Source organism: Nostoc sp. C96 (assembly GCF_059384975.1).
In genome coordinates this window covers 5,155,652-5,174,764 of sequence record NZ_CM182020.1, presented here as the reverse complement: position 1 = coordinate 5,174,764, position 19,113 = coordinate 5,155,652, and the positions used below count along the sequence as shown (strand labels likewise).

Annotated in this window: 12 protein-coding genes; 11 read left to right on the top strand and 1 reads right to left on the bottom strand. The window is 37.0% G+C overall.

Annotated elements, in window-relative coordinates; translation table 11 throughout:
• The first annotated feature begins 85 nt into the window (after positions 1-85).
• The 4 genes from AC504W_RS22105 (at position 86) to AC504W_RS22090 (ending at position 9,103) form a co-directional block, all read left to right on the top strand.
• Positions 86-2,293, top strand: coding sequence for a substrate-binding domain-containing protein (locus tag AC504W_RS22105; RefSeq protein ID WP_494874363.1), 2,208 nt, complete (start codon positions 86-88; stop codon positions 2,291-2,293).
• A gap of 80 nt (positions 2,294-2,373) precedes the next feature.
• A complete protein-coding gene (locus AC504W_RS22100; protein WP_494874362.1) occupies positions 2,374-2,508 on the top strand; it encodes a hypothetical protein in 135 nt (44 codons plus the stop codon).
• A gap of 28 nt (positions 2,509-2,536) precedes the next feature.
• Positions 2,537-3,040 (top strand): phage tail protein, encoded by a 504-nt coding sequence (locus AC504W_RS22095; protein ID WP_494874361.1) that lies wholly within the window; start codon positions 2,537-2,539, stop codon positions 3,038-3,040.
• A gap of 6 nt (positions 3,041-3,046) precedes the next feature.
• Positions 3,047-9,103 carry a hypothetical protein gene (locus AC504W_RS22090; RefSeq protein ID WP_494874359.1) on the top strand — a complete coding sequence of 2,019 codons (6,057 nt, stop codon included), beginning with the start codon at positions 3,047-3,049 and terminating at the stop codon, positions 9,101-9,103.
• A gap of 7 nt (positions 9,104-9,110) precedes the next feature.
• On the opposite strand, the gene AC504W_RS22085 is transcribed toward AC504W_RS22090, so the two are convergent.
• Positions 9,111-9,977: a helix-turn-helix transcriptional regulator gene (locus AC504W_RS22085; RefSeq protein WP_494874357.1), complete on the bottom strand. Its 867-nt coding sequence runs from the start codon at positions 9,975-9,977 to the stop codon at positions 9,111-9,113.
• Positions 9,978-10,077: 100 nt separating this feature from the next.
• Here AC504W_RS22085 and cas3 point away from each other — a divergent pair, with 100 nt between their 5' ends.
• The 7 genes from cas3 to cas5d all read left to right on the top strand — a co-directional run bounded on the left by cas3 (position 10,078) and on the right by cas5d (position 19,101).
• On the top strand, positions 10,078-12,270 hold the full coding sequence (gene cas3 / locus AC504W_RS22080) for a type I-D CRISPR-associated helicase Cas3' (RefSeq protein ID WP_494874356.1): 2,193 nt from the start codon (positions 10,078-10,080) through the stop codon (positions 12,268-12,270).
• A gap of 213 nt (positions 12,271-12,483) precedes the next feature.
• A complete protein-coding gene (locus tag AC504W_RS22075) occupies positions 12,484-12,708 on the top strand; it encodes a hypothetical protein (RefSeq protein WP_494879415.1) in 225 nt (74 codons plus the stop codon).
• 151 nt (positions 12,709-12,859) lie between these two features.
• On the top strand, positions 12,860-13,024 hold the full coding sequence (locus AC504W_RS22070; protein ID WP_494874353.1) for a DUF433 domain-containing protein: 165 nt from the start codon (positions 12,860-12,862) through the stop codon (positions 13,022-13,024).
• 17 nt (positions 13,025-13,041) lie between these two features.
• The gene (locus AC504W_RS22065) at positions 13,042-14,061 is read left to right on the top strand and encodes a PDDEXK nuclease domain-containing protein (protein ID WP_494874352.1); all 1,020 of its coding nucleotides are present in this window, start codon (positions 13,042-13,044) and stop codon (positions 14,059-14,061) included.
• 19 nt (positions 14,062-14,080) lie between these two features.
• The gene (gene cas10d / locus AC504W_RS22060) at positions 14,081-17,323 is read left to right on the top strand and encodes a type I-D CRISPR-associated protein Cas10d/Csc3 (protein ID WP_494874351.1); all 3,243 of its coding nucleotides are present in this window, start codon (positions 14,081-14,083) and stop codon (positions 17,321-17,323) included.
• A 54-nt stretch (positions 17,324-17,377) separates the two neighbouring features.
• A complete protein-coding gene (gene cas7d / locus AC504W_RS22055; protein ID WP_494874350.1) occupies positions 17,378-18,394 on the top strand; it encodes a type I-D CRISPR-associated protein Cas7/Csc2 in 1,017 nt (338 codons plus the stop codon).
• Positions 18,394-19,101, top strand: a complete 708-nt coding sequence (gene cas5d, locus AC504W_RS22050; RefSeq protein ID WP_494874349.1) for a type I-D CRISPR-associated protein Cas5/Csc1 — start codon at positions 18,394-18,396, stop codon at positions 19,099-19,101. The genes cas7d and cas5d overlap by 1 nt, the downstream gene beginning before the upstream one ends.
• The last annotated feature ends 12 nt before the right edge of the window (positions 19,102-19,113 follow it).

Sequence of the window (19,113 nt, the reverse complement as noted above, 5' to 3'; positions counted from 1 at the left end):
AATTTTTAGCGGAAAGTCTAATGGCTTTGGGCAAAAATTCAGTGTAGGATGCGGCAGATAAGAGCGATCGCTAAGGGTTTCCGTCGTGGTTTATGAACAAATCAAAGCCAAATTACCTCAGAGATTTTTCCCTAAAGCTGAAAACCCACCAATTGCAGAACCGGAACCGCTTGTAACACCTGTAACTCTGCAACCACCAACGGCTGTAGGGATGGATGTCATCTACCGCAAATATCGCTGCTGGATGGGAAATCCTTTAGGCTGTGAATGGCCCAAAAAAACGCTAGAACAAAACCCTACGTCTAAAACCTGCCAAAACTGTGGTTTTACAGGAATTATCCCGCCAAAAACCGAATTCCGGGGATATAAAGGGCGATATCGCATCGATAGCTATATCGGAAATCGCGGTCTAGGTCGTTTATACCAGGGAATTCAGCTAACAGACCAACAACCAGCAATTATTAAAGAATATTTATTACCCCAACAGGCTTTTAACGCCGAGGAAACTAGAGACCGAAAACAAGCCTTTGAACGCCTGGCTGGCCTGAATTTAGCTGATGGAAGAATTCAAGATATTCGCTTGAATTTTCCTTGGGATGCGATCGCTGATCCAGTTGCCGAACGCTGTTATCTTGTTACTAATGGTAATATTGATGCTTATCCCACCCTGAGAACATACCTGACAAATAATAACCAACCAATGTCAGAGAGGGATGTGTACCGTGTTCTTGACCAAGTATTACAAACTCTGCAATTTCTCCACGGTCAAAAATTTAGTCTTCCAACTGGACAAATACAACAGGGAATCGCCCACGGTAATATTAATTTAGATAGTCTGCTGATTATGGCAGATACCAAAGAGTTTTTTATTCATTTAAGTGATTTAGCTCTATGGGAAAATTTATTTGATTTATCAACTAAGAAAAATATTATTCCGACTGTTGCTAAAGATTTAGTAGACTTAGGTTATGTGGCTTTTTATCTGTTAGCAGGTAATACCTTAAATGCAGATATTGACCCAAAAAAAGAACAATATTGGCAATCAGTAACTCCAGATTTTAAAGCTTTTTTATTCAAACTTTTAGGACTAGATATACCATTTAATTATGCCGAAGAAGCACGGCAAGCATTATTGAATATTTATCAAGCTTTACCTAGACAAGTATTAATCATTAATGCAAAGTCCGAAAATAAAAAAAATAAATTTTATCGACCTTCAATATTAATTTTAAGTATTCTGACTGCATTATTTTTAGTAGGAATAATTAGCTGGCTAATCCAGAAATTTAAATACCAAGAAAGTATAGTTGAAGAACCAGTAGTTTGTTGTTTAAAAAGCGTGACGGGTGTCCCTGCGGGGAAATTTAACTATAGCGGTGAACAAGACAGTACTTGGAGTTTTATCCGCGGACAAAAAAATTTGATATTGCAAAATCAACCCCTAGAAGAAAAGTTAAAAGAAAGTCAGCCTCAATTGCAGTTAAGCTATCAAGAAAAAGAGAGTATAGACCAAGTAATTGCTAATGTGCAATCAAGCAAAACAGACTTTGCGATCGCTAATATGCTTGAACAATTTAGTCCCGAACTAAAACATCAAGTATTTGCTTATGATGGTTTAGTTGTATTTGTGGCTTTTAGTTACTCAAAACGTGATCAAAGTCTACCGAAAGCATTAAATGGTCAAATTAGTATTGAGCAAATACAAGATTTATATACAGGTAAAATTACTAATTGGAACCAATTAAAAGGAAGAAATCTACCTAATTTACCAGTAAAACTTTACATGCCAAATAATGCAGAATCAATCAGAATATTTGAACATAGAATACTCAAAAGTGAAAGTGCCATTAATGCTTTCCATAGTTTAAAAAACTCTACAATTAATATCACATCTTTATCTACCATCAATATGCTTCAACAAGTATTGAGTGACTTTGAAAAAGAGGCTACAGGGAGTATAGGTTTTGCAACACTTAGTCAAGTATTTGGCCAATGTTCTGCGTATCCTTTAGCGATAGCAGACGGTAATAAACCCGCAGTTCAAACTTTAGTACAAGATAATGATAAATCAATAGATCCCAATACTGATTTATGTGACGATAAAGGCAGCTATAAGCCTAATATTAAAGTTTTTACAACAGGCAGCTATCCACTAAGTTATCCATTAGTTGTATTGTATCCAGGTGATAACAGCCGTCCGCCTATTGGTCAAAAATTTGCGGAAATGCTGAGAACCACAGAAGTACAGCAGATATTAGAGAAGGCTGGCTTAGTACCATTACATAATCAGTAGAGAAGAAGTAGACTATTGGCTAATAGTCGAGATGCAAACTTTGCTGATATATATAAATCTATTTTGGTAATTTTTGATATATGAACGAAGATAGTGATCAGCAAAAAAAACTAGCAAAGTTAGCAGCTAAAGTAATAAGCGATCGTCAATTACTAGGAAAGCTGACCGATAAAGTGTATGAACTTATGAAAGAAGACTTACAACAACAAAAATAACGAATTAAAAATTAGATAGGAGTGACTAATGGCTAATAATAGCCGAGAATTAAACTACGTTACCGCTAATAGATTTTATGTAGAAATAGAAAGTAATATTACTGCATGTTTTACAGAATGCCAAGGTTTGGGTGTTAATATCAAAACTGAAAAATTTGCTGAAGGTGGTGTTAATAATCAACAAAGAGTATTGTTAAATCCCGCAGATTTTTCAGATGTTACCCTTAAACGTGGCATTACTGATGACCTAACATTTTGGAATTGGATTAATAAAATTTTAACGGGCGCAGTAGAACGACGTAACGTAAATATTTTAGTTTTTAATCAAGCAGGCGAAACCATGCAATGTTGGACTTTAATTGGTGCTGTACCTATCTCATGGAAAGCACCAAGTTTAAGTGCAGACTCTAGCACAGTCGCTATTGAAGAATTAACTTTAACTTACGAAGGCTTAAAAGTTGATAAAACAAGATCAGGCGGTGCATCGATTCTTTCTGGACGCGATAGCTCAGGTTCATTTTCTAGTAATTAATAATATATGACAGAAAATCTGACAACAGGTTTTTCCTCCCAACCTTCAGAACCAGACTTAAATCTAGGGATAAAGCGACCTTTACTAGCTCATAAACCTTGGGGACGACAATTAATTAGTCCCAAATTTTTATCGCCATTAGGATCAAAATCACTATCTAATTTTGATCCCTCAATCTTCTTAAATTCAGAGGCTATATATTCTAATATAATAGATAAGCAATTTCAAGATTCCCCTTTTTTTTCTGAATCTACCTCACAAAGATTCAACGATTTAAATCTACCAAACGCAAATAAAGCAACAAAACCTACTTCAAATTCAACAATTATTCAGCAGAAATTAGCTCCCAGAAATTTGGCGTTAAAAAGAAATATATTATCAAATAATAATATTGATATAAACTTAGCTCAACCTCATGTGAACTTAGATATTAGTACACCATCAACCACTGACGTAGACTCAACAGTTATCCAAACGCAACAACATAGTAGCGATTCTGCTGAAAGTCCAATAATTGAGATTTTAGCAAACACACCTCAACTACCAGAAAACCCATCATCAACTACTAGCGTAAACTCAGAGATTATCCAAACAAAACTGAAAAATAGAGATTCTGTTTCTCACCAACCAGTCATAGCAAATACTGTTAAAGACTCAACAATTATCCAAACAAAACGAGACAGCAATGATTCTGCTACAAGTCAAACAATTGGAAGTTCATCATCAATAAATCAACTAGCAGAAAACCCCTCATCAAATACTGGTGTAGACTCAACAATTATTCAAGAAAAACTGCAAAATAGCGATTCTGTCTCTCATCAACCAGTCATAGCAACTACTGTCACAGAATCAACAGTTATTCAAACGAAACAAGATAGTAACGATTCTGCTACAATTTCAAAAATTGAGAGTTCATCAAACACACCTAAACTAGTAGAAAACCTATCATCAAACCCTAACGTAGACTCAACAGTTATTCAAACAAAACGAGACAGCAATGATTCTGCTACGAGTCAAACAATTGGAAGTTCATCATCAATAAATCAACTAGCAGAAAACCCCTCATCAAATACTGGTATAAACTCAACAATTAGTCAAGAAAAACTGCAAACTAGAGATTCTGTCTCTCATCAACCAGTCATAGCAAATACTGTTACAGAATCAACAGTCCTTAAAGCAAAACGAGATAGTAACGATTCTGCTGCGAGTCCAATAATTGAGAATTCATCAGCAACAAATCAACCACCGGAAAACCTATCATCAAATACTGGTATAGACTCAACAGTAATTCAAGCAAAACTGCAAAATAGCGATTCTGTCTCTCATCAACCAGCCATCGCAACTACTGTCACAGAATCAATAGTTATCCAAGCGCAACGAGATAGTAACGATTCTGCTATGAGTCCAAAACTTGAGAGTTTATCAACAACAAATCAACCAGCAGAAAACCTATCATCAAATACTGGCATAGACTCAACAGTTATTCAAGCAAAACGAGATAGTAATAATTCTGCTGTGAGTTCAAAAATTGAGAGTTTATCAGCAACAAATAAACCACCTGAAAACCCATTATCGACTACTGATATAAACCCAGCAATTATTCAAGAAAAACCGCAAACTAGAGATTCTGTCTCTCATCAACCAGTCATAGCAACTACTGTCACAGAATCAAAAGTTATCCCAGCGCAACGAGATAGTAATTATTCTGCCACGAGTCCAACAATTGAGAATTCCTCAGCAACAAATCAACCAGCAGAAAACCCATCATCAACTCTTGATATAAACCCAGCAATTATCCAAACGAAACGAGATAGCAATAATTCTGTTACTAGTACAAAAATTGAGAGTTTATCAACAATAAGTCAACCAGCAGAAAACCTATCATCAAATACTAGTGTAGGCTCAACAATTATTCAAGAAAAACTGCAAACTAGAGATACTGTCTCTCATCAACCAGTCATAGCAACTACTGTTACAGAATCAAAAGTTATCCCAGCGCAACGAGATAGTAACGATTCTGCTACGAGTCTAACAATTGAGAATTTATCAGCAACAAATCAACCACCTGAAAATCCATCATCAACTACTGGTATAGACTCAACAATTATTCAAACAAAACGAGATAGTCATGATTCTGCTACGAGTTCAAAAATTGAGAGTTTATCAACAACAAGCCAACCTTCAGAAAACCCATTATTAATTACTGATATAAATCCAGCAATTATCCAAACGCAACCAAATAGTAATGATTCTGCCGCGATTACAAAACTTAAGAGTTTATCAACAGCATTTCAACCAGCAGAAAACACATCGTTAAGTACTGATGTAAACTCAGCAATTATCCAAACGCAACGAGATAGTCATGATTCTGCTGCAAGTCCAAAAGTTGAGAGTTTATCAACAACAAATCAACCAGCAGAAAACCCATCCTCAACTACTGGTATAGACTCAACAATTATTCAAACGCAACCAGATAATAATGATTCTGCCGCGATTACAAAACTTAAGAGTGTATCAACAACATTTCAACCAGCAGAAAACACATCATTAAGTACTGATGTAAACTCAGCAATTATCCCAACGCAACGAGATAGTCATGATTCTGCTGCAAGTCCAAAAATTGAGAGTGTATCAACAACAAATCAACCATCTGAAAACCCATCCTCAACTACTGGTATAGACTCAACAATTATTCAAACAAAACGAGATAATAATGATTCTGCTGCGAGTTCAACAATTGAGAATTCATCAGTAACAAATCAACCAGCAGTAAACCAATCATTAACTACTGATATAAACCCAGCAATTGTTCAAACGAAACGAGATAGCAATAATTCTGCTACTAGTACAAAAATTGAGATTTTATCAAAAACAAGTCAACCAGCAGTAAACCCATCATTAACTACTGATGTAAACTCAGCAATTATCCAAACGCAACGAGATAGTAAAGATTCTGCTACTAGTACAAAAAATGAGAGTTTATCAACAACACCTGACCAAGTAGAAAACCCATCATCAAATACTGGTTTAGACGCAACAATTATTCAAGAAAAACTGCAAACTAGCGATTCTGTCTCTCATCAACCAGTCATAGCAACTACTGTTGCAGAATCAACAGTCATTCAAACAAAACGAGATAGCAACGACTCTGCTACGAGTTCAAAAATTGAGAGTTTATCAACAACAAATCAACCACCTGAAAACCCATCATTAATTACTGGTATAGACTCAACAGTTATTCAAACAAAACGAGATAGTCATGATTCTGCTACGAGTTCAAAAATTGAGAGTTTATCAACAACAAATCAACCACCTGAAAACCCATCATTAATTACTAATATAAATTCAGCAATTATCCAAACGCAACGAGATAGTAAAGATTCTGCCGCGATTACAAAACTTAAGAGTTTATCAACAGCATTTCAACCAGCAGAAAACACATCATTAAGTACTGATGTAAACTCAGCAATTATCCAAACGCAACCAGATAGTAATGATTCTGCTGCAAGTCCAAAAATTGAGAGTGTATCAACAACAAATCAACCACCTGAAAACCCATCCTCAACTATTGGTATAGACTCAACAATTATTCAAACAAAACGAAATAATAATGATTCTGCTGCGAGTTCAACAATTGAGATTTTATCAAAAACAAATCAACCAGCAGTAAACCAATCATTAACTACTGATGTAAACTCAGCAATTATCCAAACGCAACCAGATAGTAAAGATTCTGCTACTAGTACAAAAAATGAGAGTTTATCAACAACACCTGACCCAGTAGAAAACCCATCATCAAATACTGGTTTAGACGCAACAATTATTCAAGAAAAACTGCAAACTAGAGATTCCGTCTCTCATCAACCAGTCATAGAAACTACTGTTAAAGATTCAAAATTTATCCAAGCGCAACGAGATAGTCATGATTCTGCTGCAAGTCCAAAAATTGAGAGTGTATCAACAACAAATCAACCACCTGAAAACCCATCCTCAACTATTGGTATAGACTCAACAATTATTCAAACAAAACGAAATAATAATGATTCTGCTGCGAGTTCAACAATTGAGATTTTATCAAAAACAAATCAACCAGCAGTAAACCAATCATTAACTACTGATGTAAACTCAGCAATTATCCAAACGCAACCAGATAGTAAAGATTCTGCTACTAGTACAAAAAATGAGAGTTTATCAACAACACCTGACCCAGTAGAAAACCCATCATCAAATACTGGTTTAGACGCAACAATTATTCAAGAAAAACTGCAAACTAGAGATTCCGTCTCTCATCAATCAGTCATAGAAACTACTGTTAAAGATTCAAAATTTATCCAAGCGCAACGAGATAGTCATGATTCTGCTGCAAGTCCAAAAGTTGAGAGTGTATCAACAACAAATCAACCACCTGAAAACCCATCCTCAACTACTGGTATAGACTCAACAATTATTCAAACAAAACGAGATAATAATGATTCTGCTGCGAGTTCAAAAATTGAGAGTTTATCAACAACAAGCCAACCTTCAGAAAACCCATCCTCAACTACTGGTATAGACTCAATAATTATTCAAACGCAACCAGATAATAATGATTCTGCCGCGATTACAAAACTTAAGAGTTTATCAACAACATTTCAACCAGCAGAAAACACATCATTAAGTACTGATGTAAACTCAGCAATTATCCCAACGCAACGAGATAGTCATGATTCTGCTGCAAGTCCAAAAATTGAGAGTTTATCAACAACAAGCCAAACTTCAGAAAACCCATCCTCAACTACTGGTATAGACTCAACAGTTATTCAAACAAAACGAGATAGTCATGATTCTGCTACGAGTTCAAAAATTGAGAGTTTATCAACAACAAGCCAACCTTCAGAAAACCCATTATTAATTACTGATATAAATCCGGCAATTATTCAAGCAAAACGAGACAGTAACGATTCTACTGCGATTTCAGAAATTGAGAGTTTATCAAACACAACTCAACCAGCAGAAAACATATCATCAAATACTGGTGTAGGCTCAACAATTATTCAAGAAAAACTGCAAACTAGAGATTCCATTTTTAATCAACCAGTTATAGAAACTACTGGCACAGATTCAAAAGTTATTCAAGCAAAACGAGATAGTAATGATTCTGTTATTAGTACAAAAAATGAGAGTTTATCAATAACAAACCAAGCACCTGAAAACCTATCATCAAATACTGGTATAGACTCAACAGTTATTCAAGCAAAACGAGATAGTAATGATTCTGCTGCTAGTCCAAAAATTGAGAGTCTATCAACAACAAACCAACCAGCAAAACATACATTATCAACTACTGATGTAAACTCAGCAATTATCCCAACGCAACGAGATAGTAATGATTCTTATGCGAGTCCAAAAATTGATGGCTTACCAACTACATCGCAACTAGTAGAAGAAGCACCATTAACCACTGATATAGAATCAACAATTATTCAAACTAAAGAAACAGAGAAAAATTCCTATAGAAAAGCAGAAATTCCTCTACTATCTAAAGCATTAAAAAATATATCTATTTTTCAACCTCTTTCTCTATCATCAGACTTCATATCAGCTAAATCTGACGATGAAATAGACGCACAAAATATTCCTGATTCTGTGCTTGTTTCTTCTAATCCTACTTACCACATCCAAAAATTAACAGAACAAGATATCCCAACTTCATGGTCAAATATCTCTGAATTGTTTGGTGAAAATAAAGTTGATAGTATTAGGCCAACAAGGGTTATACAAATGCTCAGAGATAAGAAACAGCTAAACAATAACTTAAAACATATTAAAACTATAAATAAGGCTGAATTTTCCAACAGTGAAACTTCTAGTCAAGTTATACAAGCACGCTTTGAAAGTTCAAATTCAAGCGATTCAATTGAGGAAAATCGGAATGATTCTCTGACGAATGAAGATTCTGCTTCAAAAGACGAATTAGAAAAATTGGACACTCTGGCAAGAGAAGTATATAGAATACTTAAACAGCGTTTGGATATAGAAAGAGAACGCCGAGGAAATAATTATTCCGGGCGTTTACCTTGGTAAATTTATCTCAGGAATTCACGTTTAAATCATAATGTTGGCATAGAATTTTTAGTTTTTCTTTGATGAGCGATCGCACATTCTCCGGTGCTACAATCACACAATCTGGTGCATATTGCATAACTTCTCGAATAAACCAAAAGGTACTAGAGACACGCCTCACAACTCGCCGCACTTTTCGTGTATCTGGTAGCCATTCATTTGTTTTGTCTTCTGGTTTGGGTTGATATGCAAAGCCTAAATTACCCAATAAATGTAGTTCTACATCTATCTCTGCTAACCCCAAACGCCATTCGCCACCAACAGGTAAAACCGCAGCGTCTTGTATCCTATCTAAACGCAAACTCCAATTGTGCTGTAGTTCTTCGACATCAAAGTTACCTTGGGTTTCCTCACACCAGCAGTCAAGATATTGACGCTTTTCGTGTGGTATTACTTTGGCGTAACGTACAGTAAAATTCCATACTTGTTGTCTCGCATCCTGATAACTGAGTTGAAACGGTTGCTGGCGTAAGATGTAACGGTCTATTTCTAAACGCCACTGCGGGGGTAAGTTTCCTAAAAAACTTTCGATGTCGGTTCGCAGAGGTATTGGTAGTTCGCTACGTTCGAGTAATAATTGTGCGATTATCTGCGCCTGCTCATTTTGTCCGATGTCTGCTAATACTCGCATTGCTCGGTCAAGCGCACGGATACGCGATTCTGACCAGTCGTGATTTTTACCAATAGTTAATTGATGACGAGCGATCGCTTCTATTAATTTGGAGATATTCGGGCGATCGCCCCATTTCATCCCGAATTCCAGAGCTAAGTTTTCTAACTCAGCTTTATCATGTTCTGATATCGACAGTGTAATAGATTGACCTTTTCGACTCATCAAATTTGTCCGTACACTTTATACTTGTAATCTCTTGTCAACTTTTATTCTGCGTGCCAATATTGTTTTTAACAACCAGTTACGGACACTATTTAAGTTTATGTCCGAAAGTTACAAAATTACTCTCAAACCCGTTTATTCTCAAACCGTCCCCACTACTGACGGAGTGCAATTACCAAAAGATTGGTCACTATCTTGGCATCAAGCAGCAACATTAGAGGCTTTGCGTGACCCTAATATTGATGTAGTTTTTAACACCGCAATGACAGGTGATGGTAAAAGCTTGGCGGCTTATTTAGAAGTGCTTCAAGGGGAGTTTTCTGCAATTGGACTTTACCCAACTAACGAACTGGCGCGTGACCAAGAAACACAAATTCAAGGATATATTGCAGAATTTCAACCTAGAGATAAACCCCGTGTAGTGCGATTAAGTGGGTCTGATTTAGAAATTTATGCAGAAAATGAAGGGTTAAAAAAAAGTGCTGCGATCGCAACTTTAACAAATCAACGAGAAGCATTATTAACCAACCCTGATATTTTTCATTATTTACATCGCGGGGCTTATCTAATTAATGGTGACAGTCCTGATAAATTATGGGGCAAAATTGATAAAGATTTTGACTTATTTATTTTTGACGAATTTCATGTTTTCGCTGCACCTCAAATTGCCAGTGTGATTAACACAATGTTGTTAATTAAGTGTACTAACAGCCGCAAGAAATTTTTATTTCTTTCAGCTACACCAGATAGTAATTTAATTGAGCGATTAAAAAAAGCTGGATTCCGTTGTCGAGAAATTAATCCGAGAGACGAGAATAAATATCAATTTCCTGATAGTTTAGAACAAGAAGAGCAATTGCGATCGCAGGGATGGCGGCAAGTAGCGCGAAAAATTTCTCTGAATTTTATTCCTTTAGAACCGAGTTTTAAAGCATCGGAAACTTGGCTGAAAGAAAATAGTAATTTAATTTTAGAACAATTTCAGCAGCATCCAGGCAGTAAAGGCGCAATTATTCTAAATTCAATTGCCGCAGTCAAGCGATTAACTCCGTTCTTTCAAGAAATTTTACAACCTCATGGCTTAAAAGTTGGAGAAAATACGGGGCTATCAGGTAAAAGTGAAAAAGAGCGAAGTCTTGCGGCTGATTTAGTTTTGGGGACTAGCACAATTGATGTAGGCGTTGATTTTAAAATCAATTTCTTGATTTTTGAATCTTCCGATGCAGGTAATTTTATTCAACGCTTGGGAAGGTTAGGCAGACACGACGGTTATGAGAAAGATGGACAAGTAATTAAGTTTGATAGTTTTACCGCTTATGGACTTGTGCCTAACTTTTTAGTTGAGCGATTATTTCAAGGAGAAACGCCACCTTTAAAAATAGGTGAAATTTACGATCGCCCATTTCTACAAAATACAATTGCTGATAAATATCGACAAATTAATGACTTTCGCGGCTACTATCGTCGATGGGGTGCAGTGCAATCATTTTACTTGTTTTATAAATTAGGCGATCGCACAATTCAACAACAGTACGCCCAAAGCCGCGAGAAGTTTCAAAAAGCTTGTGAGGATGTGTTTGAAACTAGTTTAAAACCTGTGGGTGGACGTGTTTCAGCATGGGCAAAAGACTGGCAAGCACTATCAGGTAAATCAGGAAATCCCATTGCTGAAGATGCGGCAAGCTTTCGAGGTTCGAGTCCTTTGCAATGTGGCTTATATGATTTAACCGAAGAAAATGAGTTAGATAGATTTAAAACCTACGACTTACCCGGCATTTTGGGCAATTTAGATATTGAAATGTGGACGGAAGCGGCTTTTATACGGACACTCAAAGAAATTGCACAACGCACCGGACAACCTATAGCCAAAGGTCGATTTGATCACTGTCTAGCATTTATGAAACTGCGTTCCTACCGAGAGGAACGGCTGAACTGGAAGTTTACCTACTCTGGAGACTTACAGCCAATTGCTGATGCGTGGAAAGTTCAGGTTTTAAAAGGTGTGGAAATTTGGCAACCTGACAATCAATGGATTGGTGCAATTAATAAAAAACTAAAACAACAAGGTTTAGTTTCTTACGTAATTCGCCGTCCTGTGGCGGAGGTGCGGATGCGGCTACGTTTACCGATGCACTTTCAAATTTATCCAATTAGCGATCAGTACAGCTTTCATGATGCTAACGCACCGTATGCGATCGCTTTTGGTCACTCTGCGTTGTTATTAGATACGTTAGCGTACACGTTCAAAAGCAAAGGAGATGAGACATGGATTGCTTGCGGCTTAAATCCCTGATAGGGATTTTGATGATTCATAGTCTTAAGGCAGAACAAGGAACAGTAGTACGTTCACAGAGAATTGTTTCAATCCCTGATAGGGATTTGAGTACCTTAGACTTATACTGCTACTATAGTACACAAGTTTTAGTTACAGTAAAAGACCTTCTATGGTTAATTACTGTGAACGTAAAATACTGTACCTTATTCTATGCAAATGAAACAATCTCAAATGCAGAACCAGAATGCCGACCTCCACCTGATCCGCACGGTACTTAGGGAACTTCACTATTTAGTTGACGCAATAGAAGCAGTAAGACTCCAAAATGCCACTCAAGCTAATCATTTAGCTGACCTTGAGAATCGCATCAGTGTTTTAGAGACAAATTTCGGACACCAAGTTTGTCGAAATGAGAATTTACAGAATCTCGTAGATTTTCATTATCCACTAGATTAAGATTCTGTTTGCAGCGTACACCCGACTTGTAATCGGAAGGTCATTGATTCATATCTCTGCCTAGAAGATAGAATTGCTGTTTCGAGTGTACACAAGATAAAACAATCTAGTAGTCTGGCAATCCAGGTAAATTAGCAACGAACAAAAACTTTTGAAACCAATTATTCGTGGTCGCCGCCTTGCGGTTGAACATATTTTAGGGATGCTGGCGGCGGGAGACACTATCGAAACTTTGTTAGAAGGTTATCCCTGGTTAGAACGAGAAGATATAAAAGCCTGTTTAGGCTATGCGCGTCGTTCAGTTCGTGATGAATAAGTTGAACATTTACCGCTATGAATAACCCAATTTCAGACGATTACAGAAATTTACTAGTGGAAGTAAAACAACGCATTCGTTCTGCCCAGTATGAAGCACTTAAGGCAGTCAATAGAGAACTGATTGCGCTTTACTGGGATATTGGACAGATGATTGTTAGTCGTCAGCAAGAAGCAGGCTGGGGTAAATCTGTAGTCGAACAGTTAGCAAAAGACTTGCAGACAGAGTTTTCTGGTATTAGCGGATTTTCTGCTGCTAACCTCTGGCGAATGAGACTTTTTTATGAAACTTACGCGACAAATGAAAAACTCGCACCAATGGTGCGAGAAATTGGATGGACTCACAATATAGTCATTTTAGAGAAGTGCAAAGATGGCTTAGAACGCGAGTTTTATATTAGGATGACGCGCAAATTTGGCTGGACAAAGAATGTTTTGATTCACCAAATTGAAAATCAAACTTATGAAAAAACTCTGCTAAATCAAACTAACTTTGACCAGAATGTTCCAGCAGAGATTCGTAACCAATTAAAACTAGCTGTTAAAGATGAATATACTTTTGATTTTTTAGAATTGGCAGATGAACACACTGAACGGCAGCTAGAACAAGCAATCTTGGCAAGAGTTGAACCATTCCTTCAAGAAATGGGTGGCAGATTTACGTTTGTTGGTAGTCAGTATCGCTTAGAAATTGGTGAGCAGGAATTTTTTATTGATTTGTTGCTTTATCACCGTCAATTAAAATGTTTAGTTGCAGTTGAGTTAAAAACTGGAGAATTTTTACCTGAATATGTAGGAAAAATGCAGTTCTATTTAGCCGCATTGGATGATTTATCTCGACTTCCAGATGAAAATCTCTCAATTGGAATTATTCTTTGTAAATCTAAGAACAAAACCATTGTTGAATATGCACTGAGAGAATCAAATAAACCAATTGGTGTAGCGACTTATAAAGTATTTTCTACATTACCTCAATACTTAAAAAATCAACTTCCTGATCCTGAACAAGTAGCAAAACTTTTAGAAGAAGTGGATTAAAAACTTGGAGATAGAAGAAATGACTGATAATGATTGGTTATCGGGTGATTTTGGATTTGATAGTGATGGCGACCGCACTATCGAAACTAAAGGTGAATTACTCACACTCAAGCTACTACGCGAAGCAATTCAGGCTCAAAATCCTGAAGATACAGTAATGGCGGATTTTGCCGAGTATGTTTTACCCAACTTGTTACGCATAGCAATTGGTGTAACCGCAAAAGGTGGTAAATTCTTTGATGAAATTGACAAAAAACGAGAAGCAGAAGGAAAAAGCAAAGTTAGGCGAGATAATGCAGCCGATCAATCACTGAATACACATTTACTCAATGGATTATTCCCTGCTAACTTAATTGAGAGACGTTTACAGCAACTCGATACAACAGTCCGGCGAGTAGTCAAAGAAAGAGAACGGCGTTTAGTAATTTCTGGGTTTATTTTACATGACTTTGAAAAGTTCCCTGATGTACCGAATGATTGCCGCAAGTTACCGTTAGCAGAACATCGTCAAATTATTGCGGAAAAAGTTCGTCAGTTAGGGTTAGATAAGTTTATCAATCCAGACAATCCAGAATGTTATCGAGAGTATATAGATGATTTATTGTGCATGGCTTATAATGCACAAAGTCGCTGGGATACTAACTGGAATTTTTCGGAATTTGGCTTGAATCCAGTATTGCGCGATCGCACTCTGCGTAGCCTCTCTGGTTTAACCTTGTTGGCTGATTCTCTTGCCTCAATTGTTAAACATCCCCAAGACGCAGAACACCCCAAACTAAAAGAAGTTCTCCACTTTTTAAGTGATGGACAATTAAAACTTACTTATCATAGCATTGCTGAAAATAGAGGTGTTTTAACTAATGTAGTTAATAATGCCTTGATGGAAGCACACACTAGCCTGAATACTGAGGATGAAACCTACTATGAAATACTGCTTTATCTACCCACAGGAGTAATCTATTTAGCTAGAAAAGATGCGCCAGCAATTAGTAGAAAAGGATTAAGTGATCGCGTTATCAATACCATCAAAAAACTCTGTGCTAACCAACTGCAACTTAGAAAAGTTGGCTTCAGTCGGGGAAATATTGGGATGAAATATGCTGATTATTACAATCTCTTCCTCGATATCAAAGGTTTAATGCAGTTTACCGTAGATGCAGTACCAAGCAAAGTCAAAACTAGCAAAGCAGCAGATAAGGGTAACAATTTAGCGCAATTTCAGCGTAAAGGTGTTTTAGATAAGAATATCGAGATTGATTTTACAGAAGATATTCGCATCGATCATTTGGCAGAATTAGGAGCTTTAATCACTGGAAAATTTTGGAAAGAGTATATTGATAGAGTTAAAGCTGTAATTAAAAAGAATAAAGAACTGCCTCCAATTCCAAATGTCAATCTGACAGAGATAGCTGTTGATTTTTTGGGTTTATCTGAATATAAATCTAAAATTATCGCACTTCAGCAACTAAAAGATACGGGAGGCATTGCTTATGACTGGTATTATATTGCAGCACAATATCTGAAACATCATCCAGGGCAAGAAGAAGTTCGGGAAATTTGTCAAAATCTGGTTAATCACTGGATAGAAATTATTGAACCAATCATTAATCAATACACTCTGCCTGATGAATGGAAAGATTTAAGAGATTGGTGCGATCGCGTCATTATGCTGCCGACAGAAACGCAACAAAAATCAGCTAATGAGCAAGCCGAAATATTTTTTAAAGAATTAGCTAATTACAACGCTGCGAAAAAAGCTAGCCGTGGACGACAACTCATTTGCTCAATTTCCCACTCTGCCTACACAGTAACAGAACAAATGGAGTCAGCCGTTCTTTTTACTCCCCAAGTTTATACTAACAAACAACATTTAGGAGGCTCAAACGCTAAACGTAATATCTCAAGCATTGCAGCAATTGAAATGATGCTGCGGCAGATTTTGATGAATCAAACCCAAGCAGTAGGGAAAAAATTTGAAGACGGCAAATATCGCTATCTCTACTTTTATCCGACTTATTACTTCACACCAGAAACCAATAAGTTTTTACAGAAAGCTTATACAGGAATTGCTCAAACTCGCTTTGATACGAGTATTCGTAATCATTTTATCAGTAAAGATTTACAAGCGAACTTGGAGCGAGAAAAATACCAAAGCGTTGATACTTTCCTGATTGATGAAAACTTACAGCCAGAAAAAGACCGCACATTTAAGCTTTCTTATCCTGAAGACCAACCTTTAACATTTTACTTCATGGCACTGCCGCCAGGACGAGACAGCACCGATACCGAATCTTGGATAATGCCTAGTTGGTTAGCATTTGCTTTTCCGATGATTTTAGATGTTAAAACTGTGGTTTCTGAGTCGCCAATTCCACCGTTTAATGATGGTGCTGAATTTGAGGAAAGCGTTTTCCTTGATAGTGCGCCTCATGCGTTCCGTGCATTGGTGAGACGCGATCGCTTCCGTTTAGACTACATCCTTGAAGGTTGGCAGGAAAACGGTACTCAATACCCCGCACCTTTAAATGTGCTTACCGCCGCTTACGCCATTCATTTAGATGTGAATGCGCGACAAGGAAAGTCTGGTTACGATGCCAACTGGGGAAGATTTACGGAATTAGCCAAGGATTTTGAAACCAGTCCTTTGTATGTATTTTCTTACCTCAATCGTTGGGTACGTAACCAAGGAATAGAAACAGCCAGAATTGAAAAAATTCGGCTTTATACCTATCATTTTTATCCTTGTTTTGACCCTTATGCAAAATTTGACCCTATCCAAGAGGAAATAATTGTGGGAGAAGAATCAAGTCTCAATCATCCGAAGAAATTAACAGAACTTTATCGCCGTTTTTATAGGGCAAATAAGCGTTATAATCCCAAAGCTAATGCTGTGTTAAAACCAATTGATATTGCAGCCGACACTATACTCAAAGCTGAATTAAGCGTGTTTCATGGAGAAACCTTAGTTGCGGCTGTTGCAGCAGAAGTTTTTAAACTTATGGATCGCGTTCATTCTTCCACTGCTGAAGGACGCTGGGTGATGAGTAAACGGGAGGAAGAACGGCAAGCAGTTTTAGATTTTGCCAGATATTTTGTAGAGGAGGTATTTGAGAAATCTTTTGCAGGCGATCGCGCTCGTTTAGCAGGACGACAACTCAACTTAATTCGAGATACTTGTGAATTTTTATATCGTCTAGAAGACGACAAAGAAAATGCAGCTAGAGATGACAAGCCTGCTGAATCAAATGATGAAAATGAGTAATCATTAATTTCCCAAGTTCTGTTTAAAAACATCAACAATTATTGGAGATATATCATGGCATTGCTAAAAACAGTCGAACCCAAATTCTTTCAAGCTGAAATTCCATACAAACCAATGGGTAAATATGTCCACTTTTTGACTATTCGCATCACCGAATCTTATCCTCTATTTCAGACAGATGGCGAATTGAATAAAGCACGAGTTAAGGCTGGAGTAAAAGACAAAACTACAATTAGCCGTTTATCGATGTTCAAACGCAAGCAATCTACACCGGAGCGTTTAGTTGGTCGAGAATTATTGCGTAACTATGGCTTAATGACAGCTAAAGAATGCGAATATAACGTCAATTTTGCAATGGATAATCCTGATTGTATTATTTATGGATTTGCTATTGGTGATTCTGGTTCCGAAAAATCAAAAGTTGTTGTTGATACAGCATTTTCTATCACACCATTTGATGAATCTCACGAAACATTTACCCTTAATGCACCTTTTGAAAATGGGACAATGGCTTCTAAAGGTGAAGATGGTTCTAAACCGGGTGAAGTTACTAGCCGAATTAATCAACAAGACCACATCAGACCGCAAGTTTTCTTCCCTAGTATTGTCACTCTCAAAGACCCTACAGAAGCTGGTTTTCTTTACGTTTTTAATAACATCATACGGACTCGTCATTACGGCGCACAAACAACCCGCACAGGACGCGTGAGAAATGAATTAATTGGTGTTGTATTCGCAGACGGAGAAATTACGAGTAATTTGCGTTGGACTCAAGCAATATATGATCAAATGAAAGCTAACAATACTTTAAATCCGCCTGAACCTTTGGATGAAGATGATGTAATTACTGCTGCTAAAAGTGCAATTGAAACATTAATGGCTGACGAATTTATCGTTCATACTGACTTTATTGGCGATACTTTTGCACCCTTGCTAAATGAAGTTAAAACTCTCACAGGTAGCGAAAAAGGTATTAAAGAACTTTTGCAAAAGGCTGATGCAGAAGCCAAGGCTTACGCCAATAAGCACATTAGCAAAAAGAAAACTGCTGCTAAAGCGGGGAAAGAGTAATGGTGTCAATTTACCGTTGTAAATTAGAACTCCACGACAGCTTATATTATGCGACGCGTGAAATTGGGAGACTCTACGAAACTGAGCCAGTAATTCACAATTATGCTCTCTGCTATGCGCTGGGTTTAGTTGATAGCGAAGTCTACTCTACAACTGTTGCAGAAGAACATTCCTATCGCTATTTTTGTCCAGAACAAGTACCAAAATATGAGGAGCATTTAACGCCGCTTAATCAACAGGGTATTTATGTTACTCCGGCGCGTGCAATCACTCATTCTGCCATTCTCAATACTTGGAAGTATGCGAATAATAACTATCATGTAGAGATGGAGAAAACGCAGAAAAATATCCCTAGTTTTGGTAGAGCTAAGGAAATTGCACCGGAAAGTATATTTGAGTTTTTTGTTATCTCCCAAAAAGAACTTAAATTACCAAAATGGATTCGTCTAGGTAAATGGATGAGTAAGGCTGAGGTGACAATTGAACCATTACCTCAACCTCAAATTCTTGAAGGTTTATTCACCTGCAAATATCCTCTAAATCCTTTAGATGTGATGTTTACTAATCAAGTGATTAGCTATGATGTGGTGAATATGCCTCCTGTTAGTCTAATTCAAAATGTGCAAATGCGAGGGCAATACTATCAATTTAGAGAGTTGAAAGACATCAAACTTCCGGCTCAGATGGCATATCATTTTCGTAGTTAATTATTCCCGCAA

Bases quoted from the DNA above. Each gene is read 5' to 3' on its own strand.
- AC504W_RS22100 (WP_494874362.1), top strand. From the start codon at position 2,374: ATGAACGAAGATAGTGATCAGCAAAAAAAACTAGCAAAGTTAGCAGCT.
- AC504W_RS22095 (WP_494874361.1), top strand. From the start codon at position 2,537: ATGGCTAATAATAGCCGAGAATTAAACTACGTTACCGCTAATAGATTT.
- AC504W_RS22090 (WP_494874359.1), top strand. From the start codon at position 3,047: ATGACAGAAAATCTGACAACAGGTTTTTCCTCCCAACCTTCAGAACCA.
- AC504W_RS22085 (WP_494874357.1), bottom strand. From the start codon at position 9,977: ATGAGTCGAAAAGGTCAATCTATTACACTGTCGATATCAGAACATGAT.
- cas3 (WP_494874356.1), top strand. From the start codon at position 10,078: ATGTCCGAAAGTTACAAAATTACTCTCAAACCCGTTTATTCTCAAACC.
- AC504W_RS22075 (WP_494879415.1), top strand. From the start codon at position 12,484: ATGCAGAACCAGAATGCCGACCTCCACCTGATCCGCACGGTACTTAGG.
- AC504W_RS22065 (WP_494874352.1), top strand. From the start codon at position 13,042: ATGAATAACCCAATTTCAGACGATTACAGAAATTTACTAGTGGAAGTA.
- cas10d (WP_494874351.1), top strand. From the start codon at position 14,081: ATGACTGATAATGATTGGTTATCGGGTGATTTTGGATTTGATAGTGAT.
- cas7d (WP_494874350.1), top strand. From the start codon at position 17,378: ATGGCATTGCTAAAAACAGTCGAACCCAAATTCTTTCAAGCTGAAATT.
- cas5d (WP_494874349.1), top strand. From the start codon at position 18,394: ATGGTGTCAATTTACCGTTGTAAATTAGAACTCCACGACAGCTTATAT.